The following is an 18,543-nucleotide window of genomic DNA, read 5'->3' on the forward strand; positions in this document are numbered from 1 at the left end:
ATTGGAGAGAACAATGACCGGCACCCTGATACTCGTGCGCCACGGGCAAAGCGAATGGAACCTCAAAAACCTGTTCACCGGCTGGCGCAATCCGGACCTGACTGAAAAGGGTATTGAGGAAGCGCGCGAAACCGGACGGGTTCTGGCCGCCAAATCCATCGTGCCCGATCTCTATTACACCTCGAGCCTCAAACGCGCCCAGCATACGCTGGACCTGATGCTCGAAGAGATGGACATTGCCAACGTCACCATCGTGCGCAACACCGCCCTTAACGAACGCGACTATGGCGATCTTGCCGGACTAAACAAGGACGATGCGCGCAAGAAATGGGGGGATGAGCAGGTGCACATCTGGCGCCGATCGTTCGACGTTCCACCGCCGGGCGGCGAAAGCCTCAAGGACACTGCAGCGCGTACGCTGCCCTATTATGAGAGCGAAATTCAGCCCAAGGTGGCCGCCGGACAAACCATACTGGTGGCCGCGCACGGCAATTCGCTGCGCGCACTGGTTATGGCCATTGAGGGGCTGACGCCCGAAGAAATTCTCAAACGCGAAATCGGCACTGGTCAGCCAACCGTTTATAAACTCAAGGCCGACGGATCGCTGGACCAGCGTATCGAGCTCTAACCGAAAATTGATTCGGCGGCCAGTTGCTATTGCCTGGTCGCCGAAACCACCCCGGCTTCCCAGCCCAGAATTGCCCGTTTGCGCGGTACGCCCCAATGGTAGCCGGTCAGTGCGCCCGAGGTCCCCACCACGCGATGGCATGGGACGACGAAGGAAATCGGATTTTTGCCCACCGCCGCGCCCACCGCCCGTGAAGCCGCCGGACGGCCAATGCAGTTGGCGACTGCGCCATAGGTGGTGGCACCACCAACCGGGATGCGCAGCAACGTCTCCCATACCTTGACCTCAAAATCGGTGCCGATCAGCACAACGCGTACCGGCTGGTCGGCCGACCAGCGTTGGGGATCAAAAATATTGGCGGCCAATTGGGCTACGCGTGCATCGTTTCGTGTAAACCGTGCATTGGGCCAGCGATTGGCCAAATCCTGGAACGCCATTTCGATGCTGATTTCCCCGTCGGCAAAACCGAGCCCGGAGATACCATAATTGGTGGCCGTCACCACCGCAGTACCAAAGGGAGAAGGCGCCGCGCCCCAGATCATATCAATGCCAGCGCCTTTTGCCCGGAACACGCCTGGCGGCATGGCCTCATAGGTCACGAATAAATCATGCAGGCGGGAGCTGGAGGACAGGCCGACCTCGAAAGTCGTATCCAACACACTGGCGTGCTCGGCCAGCAGTGATTTTGCATGATCGAGCGCCACTGCCTGGGCAAAGGATTTGGGACTGAGCCCACACCAGCGCCGAAACAGATCAGTCAACTGCCGCTCACTCAGTCCCAGTGCCCGGGCAAAGAGAGGCAGATCAATTTCGTCAGGGCCGGTCTCGCTCAAATAGCGGATCGCGGCGCGGATAGTCTCATAATCAGATTGTGTGGTGGGTAGTGCGTGCGTGTTCATGAGCGCTACAATAGCGCGCCGAACGGTCGCTTACGACCCGGTTTTTACCGCCCGAATGCGTGCCTTACGCAGGGCCGTTCCGAACGCCATTGCAAAGCTGGATTTCTCGTCAGGGCTGAGAAATTCACCGATCTCAAGCTCATCATGGGCACTGCGAATGTGAAGGGCGATAGTGCGTTCATCAAAGTCACGATCTACAACCAACCGAACGGCGGTGGGTAAAAACTTGCGCGATCGGGCGTGCCCGCGCGGCCCAACCCGGGTTATCTCGAGCCGGTCGGACCAAATCTGCACGCGCTGACAACGCTTGCCATCATTGTGGGAATAATTGAGCGCCAGAGCAATCGCCAAAACGGCCCCAGCGACGCAAATGACAACTGGCCAGGCGCCCAATGCCACAGCTATCATGGCTGGCAGGGCGCCCAAAATCGCGGCACCAACAACTACCAACCAGCGCCCGCGGCGGGACAGGGCCCGGTGTGGCGTCAGTTCGGCGGAAAACAGCGGTGTTGTCGTGGTATCTTGCATTTGGCTTTGACTCGCTGGATCAGTATAGACCCAGAAATGTGGGAGAGAGAATGGCACGCCTAAAAAAAGTGAACGGTTTGCCCAAAGCCGATGTCGAAGCGATCTTCGCCCGCTTCGCGCAGATGGATCCCGAGCCCAAGGGCGAGCTGGACTATATCAACGCTTTCACATTGCTGGTGGCAGTGGTTCTATCGGCGCAGGCAACCGATATTGGGGTCAACAAGGCCACCAAAACCCTGTTCGAACTGGCTCCGACGCCGGAAACCATGGTGGCGCTCGGGCCTGAAAAAATTGAGGATCTGGTGCGCACTATCGGGCTTTACCGCACCAAGGCGCGCAATGTTTTTGCGCTGAGCCAATTGCTGATCGAAAAGCACAAATCAGAGGTTCCCGACGAACGCGCCGCCCTTGAAGCCCTGCCAGGGGTCGGGCGAAAGACCGCGAATGTGGTGCTCAATATCTTTTTCAAGCAGCCCACGATTGCCGTTGATACCCATCTGTTCCGCGTAAGCAACCGGACCGGTCTGGCTCCGGGTGCAACACCGCTAGCGGTCGAACAAAAGTTGGTCAACACCATCCCCGAGCCTTATCTGCTGCACGCTCATCACTGGCTGATCCTGCATGGGCGCTATATCTGCAAGGCGCGCAAGCCGGAATGCTACCGGTGCATCATCGCGCAATGGTGCCGGTTCGAACCCAAAACACCGCAGCCGGTGGCGAAGTCGGGCAAGGCTACGTCAAACTGATCAGGCCGACAGCAGGGCGCTGCGCCTGAAAGCGTTGCGCCATCGGCCTTGATCGGCTACATCGTGCGCAGTTTTTCTGATCCCGGAATCCTCACTCATGTCCGACTCGCGCTTTGACGTCCTAACCATAGGCAACGCCATCGTTGATGTCATTGCGCCATTGACGCCGGGATTTCTGGAGGCCGAGGGTATGAGTGAAGGCATCATGCATTTGATCGATACCGATCGCGCTGCCTATCTTTATGACAAGATGCCCCCCGACAAGCACCAGATCTCTGGCGGTAGCGCCGCCAATACAGCAGCGGGTGTGGCGTCGCTGGGCGGCAGAGCCGCGTTTGTGGGCAAGGTTGCCGCGGACCCGCTGGGAGATGTGTTTGAAACCGATCTCAAGTCGATTGGCGTCCACTATGGCACGAGTCGCCTGTTGAACGGCGCGCTGACGGCCCGCTCGATGATTTTCCTGTCGCCCGATGGCGAACGTACCATGAATACCTATCTGGGTGCCTGCCATCAATTGACCGAGGCCGACATCAAGGAAGATGAGATTGGCGGAGCCAATGTCACCTATATGGAAGGTTTTTTGTGGGACCCGCAGGAAGCCAAGAAAGCGTTTGTTCTGGCCGCCCATTATGCGCACAAACATGAAAAGGCCGCCGCCTTTACCCTGTCGGACCCGTTCTGTGTGGATCGGTTCCGGGATGAATTTCTTGATCTCATCCGATCCAAGACCATCGACTATGTATTTGCCAACGTGCACGAGCTGAAATCGCTCTATCAGACCGATGATCTGGGCGAGGCGGTGCGTGAGATTGCCAAGGACGCCGAACTGGCCGCCATTACCATGGGCTCGGAAGGCGCCATGGTTGTTCACAATGGTGAGGTTGTTTCGGTGCCGGCTTTCCCGGTCGAAAAGGTTGAGGATGCCACGGGCGCCGGTGATCTATTTGCCTCGGGCTTTCTACTTGCCATTTCACGCGGCCAAAGCATGGAAAGTGCGCTCAAGACAGGGTGCCTGGCGGCATCAGAAGTTATCAGCCATATCGGGGCGCGGCCGGTTGTCGAGCTCGAAACCCTTGTTGAGGCGCACGGGCTCGCTGGCTAGCGCAATTGGCAACCGCCTCAGCTAAACGCGGCGCAACTGAACTTCTTCAATCATATGGCTCTGGCCCTTCTTGAGCACCAGATCGGCGCGTCCGCGCGTCGGCAGCACGTTGTCGACCAGATTGGGCAAATTGATGGTTTCCCAGACCATTTTGCCCAATGCACCGGCTTCTTTTTCACTCATCTGGGCGAAGCGGTGGAAAAACGAGCTTGGATCCTGAAAGGCGGTTTCGCGCAGGCGGAAGAACCGCTCCATGAACCAGTCGCGCAGGTCACTTTCGGCAGCATCTATGTAAATCGAAAAATCCAGAAAATCTGACGCGAACAGGATTGGCTTGCCGGTGCGCGGCAATTCACCAGGCTGCAGAATATTGAGCCCCTCAACAATCAGGATGTCAGGACGGTCGATCGTGACAAATTCGCCCGGCACCACATCATAGACCAGATGCGAATAGACCGGGACGGCGACGTCTGCCTTGCCCGATTTGATATCAGCCAGAAAAGCAACGAAGCGGGCCCGGTCATAGCTTTCGGGAAAGCCTTTGCGTTCCATGATGCCACGCTCTTCGAGCACAGCATTGGGATGCAAGAAGCCGTCGGTCGTTACCAGATCGACCTTGGGGCTTGCGGGCCAACGCTGGAGCAGGGCGCGCAAAATGCGGGCCGTGGTAGATTTACCCACCGCGACCGAACCGGCAACGCCAATGATAAACGGGACCTTCTGGTCGGGCGTATCGAGAAACCGGGTCGAGACATTGTGCAGGCTTTGCACGGCCTCAACATAAAACGACAGCAAGCGGGTCAGCGGCAGATAGACTTCTTCGGCTTCCTCAAGCGAGATCGGATCGGACAGGGTACGCAGGCGTTTGACGTCCTCCCGGCTCAGGGTCATTTTTTCATCGGCACGCAAATTGGACCATTGCGCCTTGGTGAAATGATGATAGGGCGCGGGCGGCTTGATGCGCTTGTCCATGCTCAATCCTTTTTGCGGGCAGCTTTTTCGGCAAGACCCGATTGGCCGGTGCGACTTTCCAGTTCGTCCATAACCGCGCTTAGCGGCACATCGGCAGCGCGCAGCAGTACCAGCAGATGATAGAGCACGTCGCCAGCCTCCTTGGTCAGTTCGGGGGCGTTCTTGGTCACCCCGGCGATAACCGCTTCGGTGGCTTCCTCACCCAGTTTCTGGGCGCATTTTTCGACGCCGCGCGCCAGCAATTTTGCTGTGTAGCTCTGATCGGGTGTAGCCTTGGCGCGCTCACCCAAACGGGCGTCGAGTTGTTCAAGTGTAAAACTCATGATAGGAAATCCTTGCGGCTAAGGGGCGGCACGATCCATGCGCACGGCGATGCCATGATCATGCAAATGCTGTTTGGCCTGGGGAATGGTGAATGTGCCGAAGTGAAATATCGAGGCGGCCAGCACGGCGCTGGCGTGTCCTTCCCGAACACCCTCAACCAGATGATCGAGTGTGCCGACGCCGCCCGAGGCAACGACGGGTACGTTAACCGTGTCGGTTATGGCGCGGATCAATTTGATGTCAAAGCCGGACTTGGTGCCATCGCGATCCATAGAGGTTACCAGTAGTTCGCCGGCACCGCGCTCAACCATGTGGGCGGCAAATTCAACGGCGTCCAGTCCGGTGGGATTACGGCCGCCATGGGTAAAAATTTCCCACTCGGAGCGGTTGTCACCGCCCGGGGCCTGGCTGAGACGCTGTTTGGCATCAACTGAAACAACGATGCATTGATTGCCAAATTTGTCGGCGGCGCGGGCAATGAAATCAGGATCGCTGACGGCGGCTGAATTGATCGCTACCTTGTCCGCACCTGACAGGAGCAGCTTTCTGATGTCCTCAATCGAGCGGACCCCTCCACCAACCGTTACCGGCATGAAGCAATGTTCAGCGGTGCGCGCCACGACATCGAAAATGGTGTCGCGTCCTTCATGGCTGGCAGTAATGTCGAGAAAGCATAGTTCGTCAGCACCAGCTGTGTCATAGGCAATGGCGGCTGCGACAGGGTCACCTGCGTCGACCAGATCGACAAATTGCACCCCTTTGACGACGCGCCCATCCTTGACGTCGAGGCAGGGGATGAGCCGGGTTTTCAAAGTCATTGCTCTGCATCCTTGTGTTTCTGCCAGGCCAGTCGGTGGATGAGCAGCGAGATGAACCAGACAATGGCCGCCCCCGCGCCCAGCGGCAAGGTGATCAAGCCAAACCAGCCCATGACACCCATTGTATATAGGGTGCCGCCCCAATCGGTGCCTGCAACCAGACAACCATTGGCGCTGGCTTCATTGACGACACAACCATTGGCGTCAGCCACAACATAGGTCAACAGAACCGAGGCAATTGGCCATAGGGCGAAAATCAGGATGAACGCCAGCGCCAATGCGTAAGCCCACCATGGAAATCCCAACCGTGGACCTGGATCGCTCATCCGGCGTTGGCCTTTAAGCGCGCCAATGCTTCACGTGAATCAATTCGTCCGTCGTAAAGCGCCCGACCTGAAATTGCCCCGGCCAGAACGCGCGTATCGGACTGAGTCATGCGATTAATGTCGGCCATCGACGCCAATCCGCCCGAGGCGATCACCGGGATCATTGTCGCTTGGGCCAGGGCGATGGTGGCATCCCAATTGATCCCCGCCAGAACACCGTCGCGGTCGATATCGGTATAGATGATGGCGGCGACGCCGACCCCTTCAAAACGTTTGGCCAGTTCGATGACATCGAGTTCGGATGTTTCGGCCCAGCCTTCGACCGCAACTTTGCCGCCACGGGCGTCTATACCGACGGCGATCTGGCCGGGATAACGTTTGGCAGCGGCCTTGACCAGATCGGGATCGCGCACGGCGACGGTGCCGAGAATGACGCGGGCCAGACCCTTGTCGAGCCAGGCATCAATATGATCGAGCGTGCGAATGCCGCCCCCCAATTGAACCGGGAATTTAACGGCCTTGAGAATTTCCTCCACCGCTTTCCCATTTACGCTCTGGCCGGCAAAGGCCCCATTGAGATCGACAACGTGCAGATATTGGAACCCCTGATCCTCAAAGCTCTTGGCCTGGTCGGCTGGGCTATCGTTGAAAACCGTCGCCTCGTTCATGTCGCCTAGCTTGAGGCGCACGCATTGGCCATCCTTGAGATCAATGGCGGGGAAAAGAATCATGGTGCCCAACCCAGAAAATTGGAAATCAACGTCAGGCCCAACGCCTGGCTTTTTTCAGGGTGAAACTGGGTGCCGAATATATTGTCGCGACCGACAGCAGCCGTAACGGTGCCGCCATATTTGGTGGCGGCAATCAGGGTATCGGCGCTTTCGGTCTGTAAATGATAGGAATGGACGAAATAGGCGTGCAGACCGGTTTCGCCGTCGGGCACACCGGCTAGCAGCGGGTGAGGCTGCACGATCTGCAACGTGTTCCAGCCCATGTGCGGAATTTTGAGTGCCGGATCGGTGGACGCCAACGGCACGACCGCGCCCGGTATCCAGCCAAGACCAGCCGTTACCGTTTTCTCGCGCCCTTCGCTCGCCAGCAATTGCATGCCAACGCAGATGCCCAAAAAAGGCACGGCCTGATCGAGAACGCGGGTGCGCAGCACCTCGACCATCCCGGTGACATTGTGCAGTCCGGCGCGACAATCGGCAAAGGCACCCACGCCGGGCAGCACGATGCGATCAGCACGACGAACAATGTCGGGGTCAGCAGTTACGATGATCTCCGGGGGATGATCAAGCATGGCGGCCTGTCGTTCGAACGCCTTGGCGGCCGAGCGCAGATTGCCCGAGCCATAGTCAATGATGGCAACCTGGCTCATCGGCGTTCCATCCACGCAAGCGTTGCGATATCGGGGCCTGCTGCAATGCGATCAGCCCGATGGTTCCAGCCCTTTCGTGCAAGACGGGCGCGCCGCATGGCAGGCGCGGAAAGGCCAATCCAGAGCGCCAATACCGGATAGAGCAGGATTGCGGTGTCGGCACCGATGAAATTGCTCAACCAGATCAGTGCCGCGACCTTGACCAGATAAACCAGCAGTTCGAGCCAAAGGCCATGGACCACGGCAAAGACCGGCGGCAACAGAAAGGCCAGCCACGAAAACTTTTCGGCCACCGCCACCGGCGCTGCTCGATTGTCCGGCCTGGATTCATAGATCGCGAATATGGTCACCGCGTACTCCCATCATGCGCCTGTCGCCCCCAAATGGGGGTCCAAAGACACTTTGGTTGTCGATTTAGTGCAATTGCCCCAAAAGCGAAAGGGTCAGAGCGTTCCCTTGGTCGAGGGAATGGCATTGGCAGCGCGTGGATCAATTTCCAGCGCATCGCGCAAGGCGCGCGCCACTGCCTTGAAGCACGTTTCGGCCAAATGGTGATTATTGTCGAAATAGGCATTTTCGACGTGCAGCGTTATCCCGGCATTGATGGCAAATGCCTGGAAGAACTCGCGGAAAAGTTCGGTGTCCATCTCGCCGATCTTGGGGGCCGAGAATGCTACTTTCCAGACGAGGAACGGACGGCCGGACACGTCGAGCGCCACGCGGGTCAGCGTCCCATCCATGGCCAGATCGCAGCTGGCGTAGCGGCGGATGCCCTTTTTGTCGCCCAGGGCTTTCTGGACCGCCTGGCCAAGCGCGATACCGACATCTTCTGCAGTGTGGTGAAAATCAATGTGCAGGTCGCCATCAGCCCTGACAGCCATGTCGATCAGGGAGTGGCGGGCCAGCTGGTCGAGCATATGGTCGAAAAAACCGATGCCGGTGGCCATGGTGTGGGTACCCGTGCCATCGAGATCAACAGACACTTCAATTGCAGTTTCGTTGGTCTTGCGGGCAATCTTGGCGGTGCGCATCGGGTTTCTCCATTGAGCGGCTGCTCTAGCATATGCGCGCTATTGGATAAAGATTGGGTTGAGATAGCGACCCGGCGAGCAGGCTCTGCATTGCAATCGGGATGGCACCGCCTAAATAAGGACCAACAGTTCTGGAGTTATTCCCAATGAGTGAAAGCAGTTTTCCCGGCTGGCACGGCACAACAATTGTGGCCGTTCGCAAGGGCAAAAAGGTTGTTGTGGCCGGCGACGGTCAGGTTTCAGTTGGCCAAACGGTCATGAAACACAACGCCAAAAAGGTAAGGCGGCTGGCAGGCGGCAAGGTTATTGGTGGCTTTGCCGGGGCAACGGCAGACGCCTTTACCCTGTTTGAGCGGCTTGAAACCAAGCTTGAGCAATATCCTGACCAATTGATGCGCGCGGCAGTCGAACTGGCCAAGGACTGGCGGACCGACCGCTATTTGCGCAAACTCGAAGCGATGATGATTGTGGCCGACAAGGCCGATACGCTGGTCTTGACCGGCACCGGTGACGTGCTTAGCCCCGATCATGGTGTGATCGCCATTGGCTCGGGGGGCAACTATGCCCAGTCGGCGGCTCTGGCACTGGCGGAAAATACCGAGCTTGATGCTGAGGATATCGCCCGCAAGGCAATGAAGATTGCTGAGCAGATCTGCGTTTATACCAATGGCAGCGTCACCGTCGAAACCATCGATATGGATTAAACGGGCAGGCTGGCCATCAGGCAGCCGCCACGCATTGGATCGGCTCAGAGAGCGATCCGGAAAGGGACAAAGTGTCCGAGACAAATTTTTCGCCGCGTGAGATCGTTTCCGAGCTCGACCGCAATATTGTTGGCCAGAATGACGCCAAGCGCGCCGTCGCGGTCGCCTTGCGCAATCGCTGGCGCCGGCAGCAGTTGCCGCCCGATTTGCGTCGGGAGGTCAGCCCCAAGAATATCTTGATGATCGGCCCCACCGGCGTCGGCAAGACTGAAATTGCCCGGCGGTTGGCGCGATTGGCGCAGGCGCCCTTCATCAAGGTGGAAGCGACCAAATTCACCGAGGTGGGTTATGTTGGCCGCGACGTCGAGCAGATCGTGCGCGATCTGGTAGAGTCGGGTCTGTCATTGCTGCGCGACAAGCGCCGTGCCGATGTTCAGGCGCAGGCTCATCACAACGCCGAAGAACGAGTACTCGACGCGCTGGTTGGAACGTCGGCCACCCCATCAACCCGCGAGAACTTCCGTAAGAAGCTGCGTGCGAACGAATTGGACGACAGCGAGATCGAGATTGAACTGGCTCCCTCTCCCGGCACCGGCATGTTTGAAATGCCCGGCATGCAGGGTGGCAATGTCGGGATGATCAATCTGTCAGAAATGCTCGGCAAGGCGATGGGCGGGCGCGGCGTGAAACGCAAGCTCAAGGTCAAGGAAAGCTATGACCTGCTGGTAACCGAGGAGGCAGACAAGCTGCTCGATCAGGAGGCCCTCAAGATCGAGGCTGTCGATCTGGTTGAAAACCACGGCATCGTCTTTCTGGATGAAATTGACAAGATTGCCAGCCGCGAAGGTCGAGGCGGCGGTGATGTCAGCCGGGAAGGGGTGCAGCGCGATCTGCTGCCGCTGATCGAGGGCACGACCGTTTCCACCAAATATGGGCCGGTCAAGACAGACCATATCCTGTTTATCGCTTCGGGCGCGTTTCACGTTTCCAAGCCATCGGACCTGTTGCCCGAACTTCAGGGCCGCTTGCCCATCCGGGTGGAGCTCAAGGCCCTGACGCGTGATGATTTTGTGCGCATTCTTAATGACACCGAGGCGAGCCTGATCAAGCAATATGTTGCCTTGATGGGGACCGAGGGGGTGACGCTCGAATTTTCTGAAAATGCCATCGAAGCCATTGCGGACGCGGCGGTCAAGGTCAATGCCACAGTTGAAAACATTGGCGCGCGTCGCCTGCAGACGGTCATGGAACGATTAGTTGAGGACATCTCGTTTGATGCGCCCGACAAGCAGGGCGAGACCATCCATATCGACCGCGCCTTCGTTGCCGACAAGGTTGGCGTTTTGGCCGGTGATGAGGACCTTAGCCGCTTCGTACTCTAATTAATTCTTGGTGCGGCGTCAGCTTTTGACTTTGCCAGAGCGCCGCACCAGCTCGGTTCGCAAGAACGCCAGATCGTCGACCGACAGGCGGCCAATGTCGGCGGCGAGCCGGTTTGTCAGCTCAGTTGCCTCGGGCGCCATTCCCCCGGTGTCGATGGTAATTTTCGGATCACTGATTTCCGACAGCCGCTGCAGCTCCTCGGCCTCGTCCCAGATGACATTGAAAAACGTGATGATGCGGTGCAGCAGGAAGCCGGTGGGCAAGCCGCGCCGACCGTGTTCGAGCGCCGAAAGATAGGCGCTGGAGACGTTCAACGCCTCGGCCATCTGTTTTAGCGAAATGCCGCGTTCTTCGCGCATTGCCCGCAATCGGGCGCCAAGAGGGGTCATGGGCGTCGCAACCTCACGTAAAAGGCACCGTCGCCGCCATGGTGTTGGGCGGCGGCGTTCCAACCGGCAATCAGGGGCGCAAGCGTCGGCTCGGACAACCACATTGGCAACATGGCGCGCAGGATGCCGCGCTCAATGAATGTCGTGGCTAAATCGTCCTTTTGGCGTGCGCCCTTACCGGTAATGACCAATATGGTGCGATCCCCACGGGCAACACGAGCGCGAACGAAGCGATTGAGCGCCTGATGGGCTTCTGTCTGGCGCATGCCGTGCAAATCGATAGTGCCGTCAATTTCGATGCGTCCACGGACAACCTTGCGCCGCAAGCGCGGCTCAATGCCATGACCCGGCTGGCGCTTTGGCGCAGGCGGCGCCTGATAGGCGGGCATGGTAACAGGGGCAACGCGGCGGGACTTTTGCGGAGCTGGGGGCGCTGGGTGATTAGTCGCTTCAGGTATCGGCAAGGGGCCCTGAGCGATCTTGTACAATCGTTTGGGCCGCAGCGGATCGACGGTTTCAGCAACCGCCGTCCACAGGTGAAAGTCCGCCAGGCGCTTGGCATCGCGCTTTGCCATGGCCTGTCTCCGTTGCCAAACGGGTCAGTTCAACTGGCTGGTGGAACTCACTTTCCAGTTGGGATCGCGTGATTTCGGATTGCGCGTAAAGCTCCATTCGTCGGCGATCGACTGGACCTGATCGGCATTGCCTTCGACCAGATTGCCGTCCTTGTCGCGGGTTGCAGAAACAACCTCGGCGTGGAAGCGCACGGTAACGGTGACGTTCTTCCTGTCGTAATCGGCCTCGGAGATGTCGATTTTAGGCAGACCAACGAAGGTAAAATCAACGCTCTGTTTGGCAGCTTCGCGTTCAGCAATGGCACTTTGGAAACCTTCGAACACGTCTTTTTCCAAAAGATTTTTGAGCGTGGTGCGGTCCCCCGCTGCAAAGCTGGTCACAATCATTTCGTAAGCTTGCTTGGCCCCTTCAAGGAAGGATTTTGGCATAAAGGTAGGATCGGCATCTGCCACGGCCTTGAGGCCAGCAGCGAGCGGCTCGTTATCACGCGCCATCTGCTCGATCTCAGCTTCAAGCTTGCGGGCGCGAAACTCATCGTCCTGATCGGGCGCCGGAGTACCACGAGGGCGCAATGGCACGACAGTGTCTTCATTTTTGGCCGATGCGGATTTGCTCCGCTCTACCGGTGGGCGTTCATTGCCAGTTCTGGTGCCCAAGACCGAGCGCAGACGAAACAGGATGACAATAGCCAAACCGATGACGACAAGGGTGGGAAGATCAAAAAATTCGTTCATGGTTCAGGTTACCTGTTCATTGGCGCGGCGAAAATGTTCTCGCGCGCTCGCAGAGCGTCGATGTATTCCTATATATAGGCAATGCTTCACCTTGAAACCAGTTCACGTTTGGGCGAATTGTCACCTCAATTTGCCATGTGGCTTAACAAATTGGACCGATAACGTGGCTCGCATCGTGATTATCAGCTTCTTGCTGCTCCCCATTATCGAAATTGCCCTATTTATCAAGGTGGGGCAAACCATTGGATTATGGCCAACATTGGGCCTTGTGATTGCCGGCGCTATCGGCGGCGTGCTGTTGTTGCGCCAGCAGGGTATGTCGATCCTGCGCCAGATTCAAACCAGCATGAATGGCGGGGTCTTGCCAGGCCAACCTCTGGCCGAGGCAATGATGCTGGGCGTGGCTGCAGTATTCCTGTTACTGCCGGGCCTGTTCAGCGATGCCATTGCGCTGGCGTTGCTGGTGCCGCCAGTCCGGGGCTGGATCTATCGCCAGTTCGCCAGTCGGGTGGTGGTGCGCGGATCGGCCCATCAGGCCCAACCGGGCGGGCATCCCAAGGTTAGCCGCCCTGATACAATTGATCTGGATGACGACGACTACCGACCCAGTTGAACCGCAGGCCCGGCCGGTGCTTTACCAGTGTTGTCAAAGATGCTAGCCAGCCACCAAAGCTTTAGTGCAAAAAGGATATGAAATGGCTGACGAAAATCAGGCTGGCACGACGCCTCCGGCGGGTACAGCTCCGGCGATGAACCTCGTTGGGCAGTATATTCGCGATCTCTCATTTGAAAATCCGGACGCGCCCGCCTCGATCATGCTGGGTTCGGGGCAGCCGACGTTCAATGTGTCGATCAGCGTTGGCGTCAAGAAGCAGACCGATGATATTTATGCGGTCGAGCTGACACTGAACGCCAAGGCGACGCGCGAAACCAAGGTTCTGTTCAACGTGGAACTGGTTTACGGCGGCGTTTTCCGACTCCAGAACATTCCCGAAGCACAACTCAGCCAATTGCTGATGATCGAGTGCCCACGACTGATCTTCCCATTCGCGCGGCAGGTATTGGCCGGCGTTACCCAGCAGGGTGGCTTCCCGCCACTGATGATGGAGCCGGTCGATTTCTCGGCTATCTATCGCCAGAACCTTGCAACGCTTGCCGCCAAGCAGCAGGCAGACGGCGCAGAGGCGGCTCCAGAAGACAACAAGCCTAACTGATCAGTGCTCAGGCCTTGTATTGGGCCCAGATCGATTCCGCACCAAGCGTTGCAACCAGCGCTTGGTGCGCCTGCTTTTCGGCTGATGTCAGCCGCGACGACAATGGGGTAGGGCGCCGGGCTGCAACCGCAATATTTGCCACTGCTTCGGCTGCCGAAACCGTGTTTTGGGCATTGAGCGCAAAGCCACCCTGCCGCCCGCCGCGCAATTCCAGATAAACTTCGGCCAGAATTTCACTGTCCAACAGCGCGCCATGCAACGTGCGGCGCGAATTGTCGATGCCGTAAAGCTTGCACAGGGCGTCAAGGCTGACGCGCGCGCCTGGATGAATTTGACGCGCCAATGTTACGGTATCAACGACATTATTGGTCAGGGAACGACGCTTGGTGCGTTCCATTTCGTGATTGAGAAAACCCATATCAAATGAGGCGTTGTGGATCACCAGCGTCGCGTCGCCGATAAATTGCAAGAATTCATCGGCAATCGCATCGAACAGCGGTTTGTCGGCTAGAAAATCTGCCGAAAGACCGTGCACTCGAAAAGCTTCCTCGGGCATGTCGCGCTGCGGATTGCAATATTTGTGAAAAGTCCTGCCGGTTGGGAGCTGGTTGATCAATTCGACACAGCCAATTTCCACCAGACGGTCGCCGCCCGCCGGCGAAAGGCCTGTGGTCTCGGTGTCGAGGGCGATTTCTCGATTCATGGCTTTGCCTGACGTGCCCGGATCGCGGCGACTAGCGCTGCAACCATTTCCTGGTTCTGCTTGATCGTGCCAGCGCTATCGAACAGATAGGTAGCGCGTTGTCTCTTTTGGTCCTGCGGCAGCTGGCGGGCAAGGATTGCATTGAGCTTTTCCACGGTCATGCCGGGTCGTGCCAACGCACGCTGGCGCTGAGTTGCCTCATCGACAACGGTTACCGCAATGGCGTCAAAGCCGTAATCATGGCCTGATTCAAACAGTAGCGGCACTTCGACCACCGCGAGCGCGGCGCCATCCTCTTCAGCACTGTTGAAAAAATCGGCAATCCGTTGGCGCACCATCGGGTGGATCAATGCTTCAAGCGATTTGAGGTGCGCCGGATCCTGCAGGACCTGCGCGCCAAGTTTTTCACGATCAACTGCGCCATCGACAATGGCTTGGGGAAAGAGTTTTTCTACCGCAGAAACGGCGGGCCCGGCATAAAGCTCGTGGACGGCCTTGTCGGCCGAAAAGACCGGTACGTCCTCTGCGGCAAACGCTTCAAGAATTGTCGTTTTGCCCGATGCAATTGATCCGGTCAGCCCGATACGCCACATGCTCAATGCTCCAGGGTCGCCGCGATCTGGTCGCGAAGGCCTTGATCAACCACCGGGCGTTGGCCGAACCAGGCCTCAAATCCCGGCACGGCCTGATGCAACAGCATGCCCAGCCCATCGACAGTGGCCAACCCAAGCGTCCGCGCCTCGGCCAGCAACGGGGTTACAAGGGGGGTATAAACGATATCGGTCACAAGCGCCGATTTGGGCAGGCACGACAAATTCAGAGCCTCAAACGCTGTGCCATGCATGCCAATCGAGGTGGTATTGACGAGCAGCCCCGCATCGGGCGCCAACTGTTCAAATTCACCCAATGGGTGGCTCTGGAAGGGACCATTGATTTCGACCGCCAGTTTTTCTGCCGTCGCAACAGTACGGTTTAGAATATGAACCGAGGCGATCTTGCGCGCGGCCAGGGCGACAAGAATTGCGCGTGCCGCCCCGCCTGCGCCCAGGACAATGGCTTGTTCGATCCGGTCCGACCATCCGGGAGCGGCAGCATCGAGGTTGCCCAAAAATCCAAGGTAGTCGGTATTGGTGCCGTGCACCTTGGCGTTCTCGACGACCAACGTATTGACCGCTCCGATGGCACGGGCCAGGGGGTCAACGCTATCGCAGAGCGCAAATACCGCTTCCTTATGGGGGATGGTAACGTTGCCACCGGCAAACTCGCTTGTTCGCAAACGATCAAAGAATTCCGGCAGCCCTTCGGGGGTGACGTTGATAGCCTCATAGGTGCCGTCGAGGCCGAACTGGGCCAACCAGTGACCGTGAATGAGCGGGGAGCGCGAATGCTTTATCGGGTCTCCGATGACGAAGGCTTTGGTCACGCGACTGGGGTTTCCAATAAATATTGCGGCGCAATAGTGCGCAGGGCAGCCAATAGCGGCAACAGTGGCAGGCCCAAAATAGTGAAATAGTCACCCGAAACGGCTTCGAACAGGCGAATGGATGGTCCTTCAAGACGGTATCCACCCACCGATTCCAACACTGTCTCGCCTTCAAGGCCCAAAACGAAATCGCGTTCCTCGGCGGAAAAATCACGCATCGACAGTTCGGCCGTCTCAAGACTCGACCACATGATGGTATCGTCGCGTACCAATGCAACGCCAGCGTGTAGGCGATGTGTTTTGCCCGCGAGCTGATCGAGCTGGGCAATGGCATCGTGGCGATCGCGTGGTTTGTGCAAAAGTTCGGTCCCCAGCGCCAGGGTCTGGTCAGCGCCGATGACCAGCGCGCCAGGATTTTGTTGGGCAACGTTGCGTGCCTTGGCAATCGCTAGCAGGCTGGCGATGTCGCGCGCGTCGGCGCCACTGGCAATCGCTTCGGCTTCCAGCCAGCGTTCGTCTATGGCAGCTGGCACACAGGTAAAGTTCAGACCCGCCTGATTGAGCAGGGCTTTGCGGGTGCTACTCTGTGACGCAAGGATCAACATGGCATCAGGTTTTCCACACTGTCATCCCCAGCTCAAGCCCCGGTTGTGGTTATTGGGTGGCGATTTCGCTTCCAGTCAGACTTATTCGACCAGCTTCATATTTCGTTAACAATTCAACTTCGCCCCTCACCCAAAAGTACTAATGGATAGCTCTAGGGATAACGCTTCGGATGCAGCAACCATTGCGGCCCGGTTTTGCACATGCACGGTTGTCGGACACGCCAGAGGCAAAGCCCTATTAACACTTCGTTAACCCGGTTTAACAAACCATTAACCCACAGTGCGAAAAGAAAATATTAACACCTGATTAACCATGTTGCTGCGCCTTTGTGCCGCGACACCCCAGATTGTTAAGCGCCGTGAATTGGGGCAAAACACAGCCATGATAAAGAAGATAAAGAAAGAAAGACTCTTTTATAGAGTTTTGAAGGGGTGGTTCTCATGAGCGCTGTGGCTGACAAACCATTGCTGGCAACCGTGCTTGGTCAGCGCCAGTCCCGACCACCCATCTGGATCATGCGGCAAGCGGGGCGGTACCTGCCTGAGTATCGAGAAACGCGGGCCCGCTCCAAAGGGTTCCTTGATCTGTGTTATACGCCCGACCTGGCCGTTGAGGTCAGCCTGCAGCCATTGGCGCGCTTTGATCTTGATGCAGCTATTCTTTTTTCTGACATTCTGGTAATTCCAGATGCCCTGGGACAATCAGTAAGGTTTGCCGAGGGAGAAGGACCGCTGCTGGAGCCACTGAGCGTTGAAACGCTCGGCATACTCCGGCCAGAACGCGTGCTTGACCATTTGGCCCCTGTTTTTGAAACGCTGGTCCGCTTGCGCCGCACTCTTGATGGCTCCAAGACACTGATTGGGTTTTGCGGTTCTCCCTGGACCGTGGCGACCTATATGCTGGGCGGAAAGGGTTCGCCGGATCAGGCGGCGGCGCGTTTGTTTGCGCTCAAGCACCCGCAGGCCTTTGCTCAGCTGATGGATATTCTGGTCGATGTCAGCGTTGATTATCTTGAAGCTCAGTTCATAGCAGGTGCTGATGTTGTTCAGCTCTTTGAAAGCTGGGCGCTCAATCTTGATGAAGTCGCTTTTGCCCGACATGTCATCGAGCCTAATCGGCGGATTATTGTGGGTCTGCGTCAGCGGATTCCCAATGCACCGATTATCGGTTTTCCGCGCGGCGCTGCAGGGATGGTCCGTTCCTATGTTGATGCTACCGGGGTCAATATGGTCGGGCTGGACTACGCAACGCCACTTTCCTTTGCCAATGGCGCTTTGCCGGCCGATTTTGGTGTGCAAGGCAATCTTGATCCGCTTCGTCTGGTGGTCGGGGGCGAACAGATGGAACAGCGGGCTAGGGAAATTATTGACGGTTTTGCCGGGCGGCCGCACGTTTTCAATCTTGGTCATGGCATTGTGCCGCAAACGCCGATCGAAAACGTGGCGCGACTGGTCGATCTAGTCAAGAAGGGTTAGCAGCATGGAATGGGTCAAGGCGGCGCATGTGATATCGGTTATTGCCTGGATGGCGGGGATGCTTTATCTGCCGCGCCTGTTTGTTTATCACGCCGATGCGGAAATTGGTTCGGTGCAATCAGAAACGTTCAAAGTCATGGAGCGTCGGCTGTTGCGTGGCATCATCAATCCAGCGATGATTGCGGCATTCATTTTCGGACTTTGGATGATTGGTGCCGGTTTTATCGACTGGTCGCAGGGTTGGCCCTGGGTGAAGGCGTTCTTCGTGCTGGTACTCTCGGCTTTTCATGGCCATCTGGCCGGTCATTTCAAGCGATTCGCCAAGGATGCGAACCAGAAACCTGCGAAATATTTCAGGCTGATCAATGAAGTGCCGACCGTGGCGATGATCATTATCGTCATTATGGTCATCGTGCGGCCATTTTAGGCTGTTTCACGTGAATCTACGACTTTTCCGGTTTCATTCTTGAATCCGGGACCGCTTCGCGCTAAGGGAGGTCATCGCATCCAAAGTGTTCGATCACATCTGATCACCGTGGCGGTGCAATCCCTCCCAGAATATACTCCCGCCTCACTCTGAT

Annotated in this window: 26 protein-coding genes; 9 read left to right on the top strand and 17 right to left on the bottom strand. The window is 57.4% G+C overall.

Features of this window, described 5'->3' with window-relative positions:
• The first annotated feature begins 13 nt into the window (after nt 1–13).
• Nucleotides 14–628 (top strand): 2,3-bisphosphoglycerate-dependent phosphoglycerate mutase, encoded by a 615-nt coding sequence (locus PSQ90_RS08045; protein ID WP_282212871.1) that lies wholly within the window; start codon nt 14–16, stop codon nt 626–628.
• 26 nt (nt 629–654) lie between these two features.
• Here PSQ90_RS08045 and PSQ90_RS08050 read toward each other — a convergent pair whose 3' ends face one another.
• On the bottom strand, nt 655–1,527 hold the full coding sequence (locus PSQ90_RS08050) for a methylated-DNA--[protein]-cysteine S-methyltransferase (RefSeq protein WP_282212872.1): 873 nt from the start codon (nt 1,525–1,527) through the stop codon (nt 655–657).
• Nucleotides 1,528–1,557: 30 nt separating this feature from the next.
• Nucleotides 1,558–2,055 carry a DUF2244 domain-containing protein gene (locus PSQ90_RS08055; protein WP_282212873.1) on the bottom strand — a complete coding sequence of 166 codons (498 nt, stop codon included), beginning with the start codon at nt 2,053–2,055 and terminating at the stop codon, nt 1,558–1,560.
• 50 nt (nt 2,056–2,105) lie between these two features.
• Here PSQ90_RS08055 and nth point away from each other — a divergent pair, with 50 nt between their 5' ends.
• Nucleotides 2,106–2,801 carry an endonuclease III gene (gene nth / locus PSQ90_RS08060; RefSeq protein ID WP_282212874.1) on the top strand — a complete coding sequence of 232 codons (696 nt, stop codon included), beginning with the start codon at nt 2,106–2,108 and terminating at the stop codon, nt 2,799–2,801.
• Nucleotides 2,802–2,898: 97 nt separating this feature from the next.
• The gene (locus PSQ90_RS08065; protein WP_282212875.1) at nt 2,899–3,903 is read left to right on the top strand and encodes an adenosine kinase; all 1,005 of its coding nucleotides are present in this window, start codon (nt 2,899–2,901) and stop codon (nt 3,901–3,903) included.
• A 21-nt stretch (nt 3,904–3,924) separates the two neighbouring features.
• On the opposite strand, the gene coaA is transcribed toward PSQ90_RS08065, so the two are convergent.
• From coaA to hisB, 8 genes are all read right to left on the bottom strand, one after another.
• On the bottom strand, nt 3,925–4,875 hold the full coding sequence (gene coaA, locus PSQ90_RS08070; protein ID WP_282212876.1) for a type I pantothenate kinase: 951 nt from the start codon (nt 4,873–4,875) through the stop codon (nt 3,925–3,927).
• A 2-nt stretch (nt 4,876–4,877) separates the two neighbouring features.
• On the bottom strand, nt 4,878–5,201 hold the full coding sequence (locus tag PSQ90_RS08075; RefSeq protein ID WP_282213012.1) for a phosphoribosyl-ATP diphosphatase: 324 nt from the start codon (nt 5,199–5,201) through the stop codon (nt 4,878–4,880).
• A gap of 15 nt (nt 5,202–5,216) precedes the next feature.
• Entirely contained in the window at nt 5,217–6,017 is an 801-nt protein-coding gene (gene hisF / locus PSQ90_RS08080) for an imidazole glycerol phosphate synthase subunit HisF (protein ID WP_282212877.1), read from the bottom strand.
• Nucleotides 6,014–6,343 (bottom strand): hypothetical protein, encoded by a 330-nt coding sequence (locus PSQ90_RS08085; RefSeq protein ID WP_282212878.1) that lies wholly within the window; start codon nt 6,341–6,343, stop codon nt 6,014–6,016. Before PSQ90_RS08085 ends, hisF begins: the two co-directional genes overlap by 4 nt.
• Nucleotides 6,340–7,074 carry a 1-(5-phosphoribosyl)-5-[(5-phosphoribosylamino)methylideneamino]imidazole-4-carboxamide isomerase gene (gene hisA, locus PSQ90_RS08090; protein WP_282212879.1) on the bottom strand — a complete coding sequence of 245 codons (735 nt, stop codon included), beginning with the start codon at nt 7,072–7,074 and terminating at the stop codon, nt 6,340–6,342. The genes PSQ90_RS08085 and hisA overlap by 4 nt, the downstream gene beginning before the upstream one ends.
• Entirely contained in the window at nt 7,071–7,724 is a 654-nt protein-coding gene (gene hisH, locus PSQ90_RS08095; RefSeq protein ID WP_282212880.1) for an imidazole glycerol phosphate synthase subunit HisH, read from the bottom strand. Before hisH ends, hisA begins: the two co-directional genes overlap by 4 nt.
• On the bottom strand, nt 7,721–8,074 hold the full coding sequence (locus PSQ90_RS08100; RefSeq protein WP_282212881.1) for a DUF2628 domain-containing protein: 354 nt from the start codon (nt 8,072–8,074) through the stop codon (nt 7,721–7,723). The genes hisH and PSQ90_RS08100 overlap by 4 nt, the downstream gene beginning before the upstream one ends.
• 93 nt (nt 8,075–8,167) lie before the next feature.
• Complete coding sequence (gene hisB, locus PSQ90_RS08105; protein WP_282212882.1) at nt 8,168–8,755, bottom strand: imidazoleglycerol-phosphate dehydratase HisB; 588 nt, start codon at nt 8,753–8,755, stop codon at nt 8,168–8,170.
• 146 nt (nt 8,756–8,901) lie between these two features.
• Here hisB and hslV point away from each other — a divergent pair, with 146 nt between their 5' ends.
• Nucleotides 8,902–9,459 carry an ATP-dependent protease subunit HslV gene (hslV, locus tag PSQ90_RS08110; protein WP_282212883.1) on the top strand — a complete coding sequence of 186 codons (558 nt, stop codon included), beginning with the start codon at nt 8,902–8,904 and terminating at the stop codon, nt 9,457–9,459.
• Between the two features lie 71 nt (nt 9,460–9,530).
• A complete protein-coding gene (gene hslU, locus PSQ90_RS08115) occupies nt 9,531–10,841 on the top strand; it encodes an ATP-dependent protease ATPase subunit HslU (protein WP_282212884.1) in 1,311 nt (436 codons plus the stop codon).
• Nucleotides 10,842–10,859: 18 nt separating this feature from the next.
• Here the strand turns inward: hslU and PSQ90_RS08120 are convergent, their stop codons facing one another.
• Genes PSQ90_RS08120 through PSQ90_RS08130 form a run of 3 tightly spaced genes read right to left on the bottom strand, consistent with a single transcriptional unit; the run spans nt 10,860 to nt 12,541 of the window.
• Nucleotides 10,860–11,231 carry a helix-turn-helix domain-containing protein gene (locus tag PSQ90_RS08120; protein ID WP_282212885.1) on the bottom strand — a complete coding sequence of 124 codons (372 nt, stop codon included), beginning with the start codon at nt 11,229–11,231 and terminating at the stop codon, nt 10,860–10,862.
• Nucleotides 11,228–11,806, bottom strand: coding sequence for a Smr/MutS family protein (locus tag PSQ90_RS08125; RefSeq protein WP_282212886.1), 579 nt, complete (start codon nt 11,804–11,806; stop codon nt 11,228–11,230). The genes PSQ90_RS08120 and PSQ90_RS08125 overlap by 4 nt, the downstream gene beginning before the upstream one ends.
• A 24-nt stretch (nt 11,807–11,830) precedes the next feature.
• Complete coding sequence (locus PSQ90_RS08130; RefSeq protein WP_282212887.1) at nt 11,831–12,541, bottom strand: Tim44/TimA family putative adaptor protein; 711 nt, start codon at nt 12,539–12,541, stop codon at nt 11,831–11,833.
• 163 nt (nt 12,542–12,704) lie between these two features.
• Between PSQ90_RS08130 and PSQ90_RS08135 the strand changes: the two genes are divergently transcribed.
• Nucleotides 12,705–13,154, top strand: coding sequence for an FxsA family protein (locus PSQ90_RS08135; RefSeq protein WP_282212888.1), 450 nt, complete (start codon nt 12,705–12,707; stop codon nt 13,152–13,154).
• Nucleotides 13,155–13,236: 82 nt separating this feature from the next.
• On the top strand, nt 13,237–13,755 hold the full coding sequence (gene secB, locus PSQ90_RS08140; protein WP_282212889.1) for a protein-export chaperone SecB: 519 nt from the start codon (nt 13,237–13,239) through the stop codon (nt 13,753–13,755).
• A gap of 7 nt (nt 13,756–13,762) precedes the next feature.
• Here the strand turns inward: secB and dnaQ are convergent, their stop codons facing one another.
• From dnaQ to PSQ90_RS08160, 4 genes are read right to left on the bottom strand one after another with little or no spacing between them, the layout of a single operon-like run.
• On the bottom strand, nt 13,763–14,458 hold the full coding sequence (gene dnaQ / locus PSQ90_RS08145; protein ID WP_282212890.1) for a DNA polymerase III subunit epsilon: 696 nt from the start codon (nt 14,456–14,458) through the stop codon (nt 13,763–13,765).
• A complete protein-coding gene (gene coaE, locus PSQ90_RS08150; protein WP_282212891.1) occupies nt 14,455–15,051 on the bottom strand; it encodes a dephospho-CoA kinase in 597 nt (198 codons plus the stop codon). Before coaE ends, dnaQ begins: the two co-directional genes overlap by 4 nt.
• Before the next feature lie 2 nt (nt 15,052–15,053).
• Nucleotides 15,054–15,881 (bottom strand): shikimate dehydrogenase, encoded by an 828-nt coding sequence (locus PSQ90_RS08155; RefSeq protein ID WP_407648184.1) that lies wholly within the window; start codon nt 15,879–15,881, stop codon nt 15,054–15,056.
• Nucleotides 15,878–16,486 carry a Maf family protein gene (locus PSQ90_RS08160; RefSeq protein ID WP_282212892.1) on the bottom strand — a complete coding sequence of 203 codons (609 nt, stop codon included), beginning with the start codon at nt 16,484–16,486 and terminating at the stop codon, nt 15,878–15,880. Before PSQ90_RS08160 ends, PSQ90_RS08155 begins: the two co-directional genes overlap by 4 nt.
• Before the next feature lie 441 nt (nt 16,487–16,927).
• Here PSQ90_RS08160 and hemE point away from each other — a divergent pair, with 441 nt between their 5' ends.
• Both hemE and hemJ read left to right on the top strand, forming a co-directional pair.
• A complete protein-coding gene (hemE, locus tag PSQ90_RS08165; RefSeq protein WP_282212893.1) occupies nt 16,928–17,962 on the top strand; it encodes a uroporphyrinogen decarboxylase in 1,035 nt (344 codons plus the stop codon).
• Between the two features lie 4 nt (nt 17,963–17,966).
• Nucleotides 17,967–18,389: a protoporphyrinogen oxidase HemJ gene (hemJ, locus tag PSQ90_RS08170; protein WP_282212894.1), complete on the top strand. Its 423-nt coding sequence runs from the start codon at nt 17,967–17,969 to the stop codon at nt 18,387–18,389.
• The last annotated feature ends 154 nt before the right edge of the window (nt 18,390–18,543 follow it).

Origin of the sequence: Devosia rhodophyticola (genome assembly GCF_028816475.1) — a bacterium.
In the GTDB taxonomy this organism is placed as follows: Bacteria; Pseudomonadota; Alphaproteobacteria; order Rhizobiales; family Devosiaceae; genus Devosia; species Devosia rhodophyticola.

What these genes read in the sequence shown, in the direction of transcription:
- PSQ90_RS08045 (WP_282212871.1), top strand. Translation starts at nt 14, where the DNA reads ATGACCGGCACCCTGATACTCGTGCGCCACGGGCAAAGCGAATGGAAC.
- PSQ90_RS08050 (WP_282212872.1), bottom strand. Translation starts at nt 1,527, where the DNA reads ATGAACACGCACGCACTACCCACCACACAATCTGATTATGAGACTATC.
- PSQ90_RS08055 (WP_282212873.1), bottom strand. Translation starts at nt 2,055, where the DNA reads ATGCAAGATACCACGACAACACCGCTGTTTTCCGCCGAACTGACGCCA.
- nth (WP_282212874.1), top strand. Translation starts at nt 2,106, where the DNA reads ATGGCACGCCTAAAAAAAGTGAACGGTTTGCCCAAAGCCGATGTCGAA.
- PSQ90_RS08065 (WP_282212875.1), top strand. Translation starts at nt 2,899, where the DNA reads ATGTCCGACTCGCGCTTTGACGTCCTAACCATAGGCAACGCCATCGTT.
- coaA (WP_282212876.1), bottom strand. Translation starts at nt 4,875, where the DNA reads ATGGACAAGCGCATCAAGCCGCCCGCGCCCTATCATCATTTCACCAAG.
- hisF (WP_282212877.1), bottom strand. Translation starts at nt 6,017, where the DNA reads ATGACTTTGAAAACCCGGCTCATCCCCTGCCTCGACGTCAAGGATGGG.
- PSQ90_RS08085 (WP_282212878.1), bottom strand. Translation starts at nt 6,343, where the DNA reads ATGAGCGATCCAGGTCCACGGTTGGGATTTCCATGGTGGGCTTACGCA.
- hisA (WP_282212879.1), bottom strand. Translation starts at nt 7,074, where the DNA reads ATGATTCTTTTCCCCGCCATTGATCTCAAGGATGGCCAATGCGTGCGC.
- hisH (WP_282212880.1), bottom strand. Translation starts at nt 7,724, where the DNA reads ATGAGCCAGGTTGCCATCATTGACTATGGCTCGGGCAATCTGCGCTCG.
- hisB (WP_282212882.1), bottom strand. Translation starts at nt 8,755, where the DNA reads ATGCGCACCGCCAAGATTGCCCGCAAGACCAACGAAACTGCAATTGAA.
- hslV (WP_282212883.1), top strand. Translation starts at nt 8,902, where the DNA reads ATGAGTGAAAGCAGTTTTCCCGGCTGGCACGGCACAACAATTGTGGCC.
- PSQ90_RS08120 (WP_282212885.1), bottom strand. Translation starts at nt 11,231, where the DNA reads ATGACCCCTCTTGGCGCCCGATTGCGGGCAATGCGCGAAGAACGCGGC.
- PSQ90_RS08125 (WP_282212886.1), bottom strand. Translation starts at nt 11,806, where the DNA reads ATGGCAAAGCGCGATGCCAAGCGCCTGGCGGACTTTCACCTGTGGACG.
- PSQ90_RS08130 (WP_282212887.1), bottom strand. Translation starts at nt 12,541, where the DNA reads ATGAACGAATTTTTTGATCTTCCCACCCTTGTCGTCATCGGTTTGGCT.
- secB (WP_282212889.1), top strand. Translation starts at nt 13,237, where the DNA reads ATGGCTGACGAAAATCAGGCTGGCACGACGCCTCCGGCGGGTACAGCT.
- dnaQ (WP_282212890.1), bottom strand. Translation starts at nt 14,458, where the DNA reads ATGAATCGAGAAATCGCCCTCGACACCGAGACCACAGGCCTTTCGCCG.
- coaE (WP_282212891.1), bottom strand. Translation starts at nt 15,051, where the DNA reads ATGTGGCGTATCGGGCTGACCGGATCAATTGCATCGGGCAAAACGACA.
- PSQ90_RS08160 (WP_282212892.1), bottom strand. Translation starts at nt 16,486, where the DNA reads ATGTTGATCCTTGCGTCACAGAGTAGCACCCGCAAAGCCCTGCTCAAT.
- hemE (WP_282212893.1), top strand. Translation starts at nt 16,928, where the DNA reads ATGAGCGCTGTGGCTGACAAACCATTGCTGGCAACCGTGCTTGGTCAG.
- hemJ (WP_282212894.1), top strand. Translation starts at nt 17,967, where the DNA reads ATGGAATGGGTCAAGGCGGCGCATGTGATATCGGTTATTGCCTGGATG.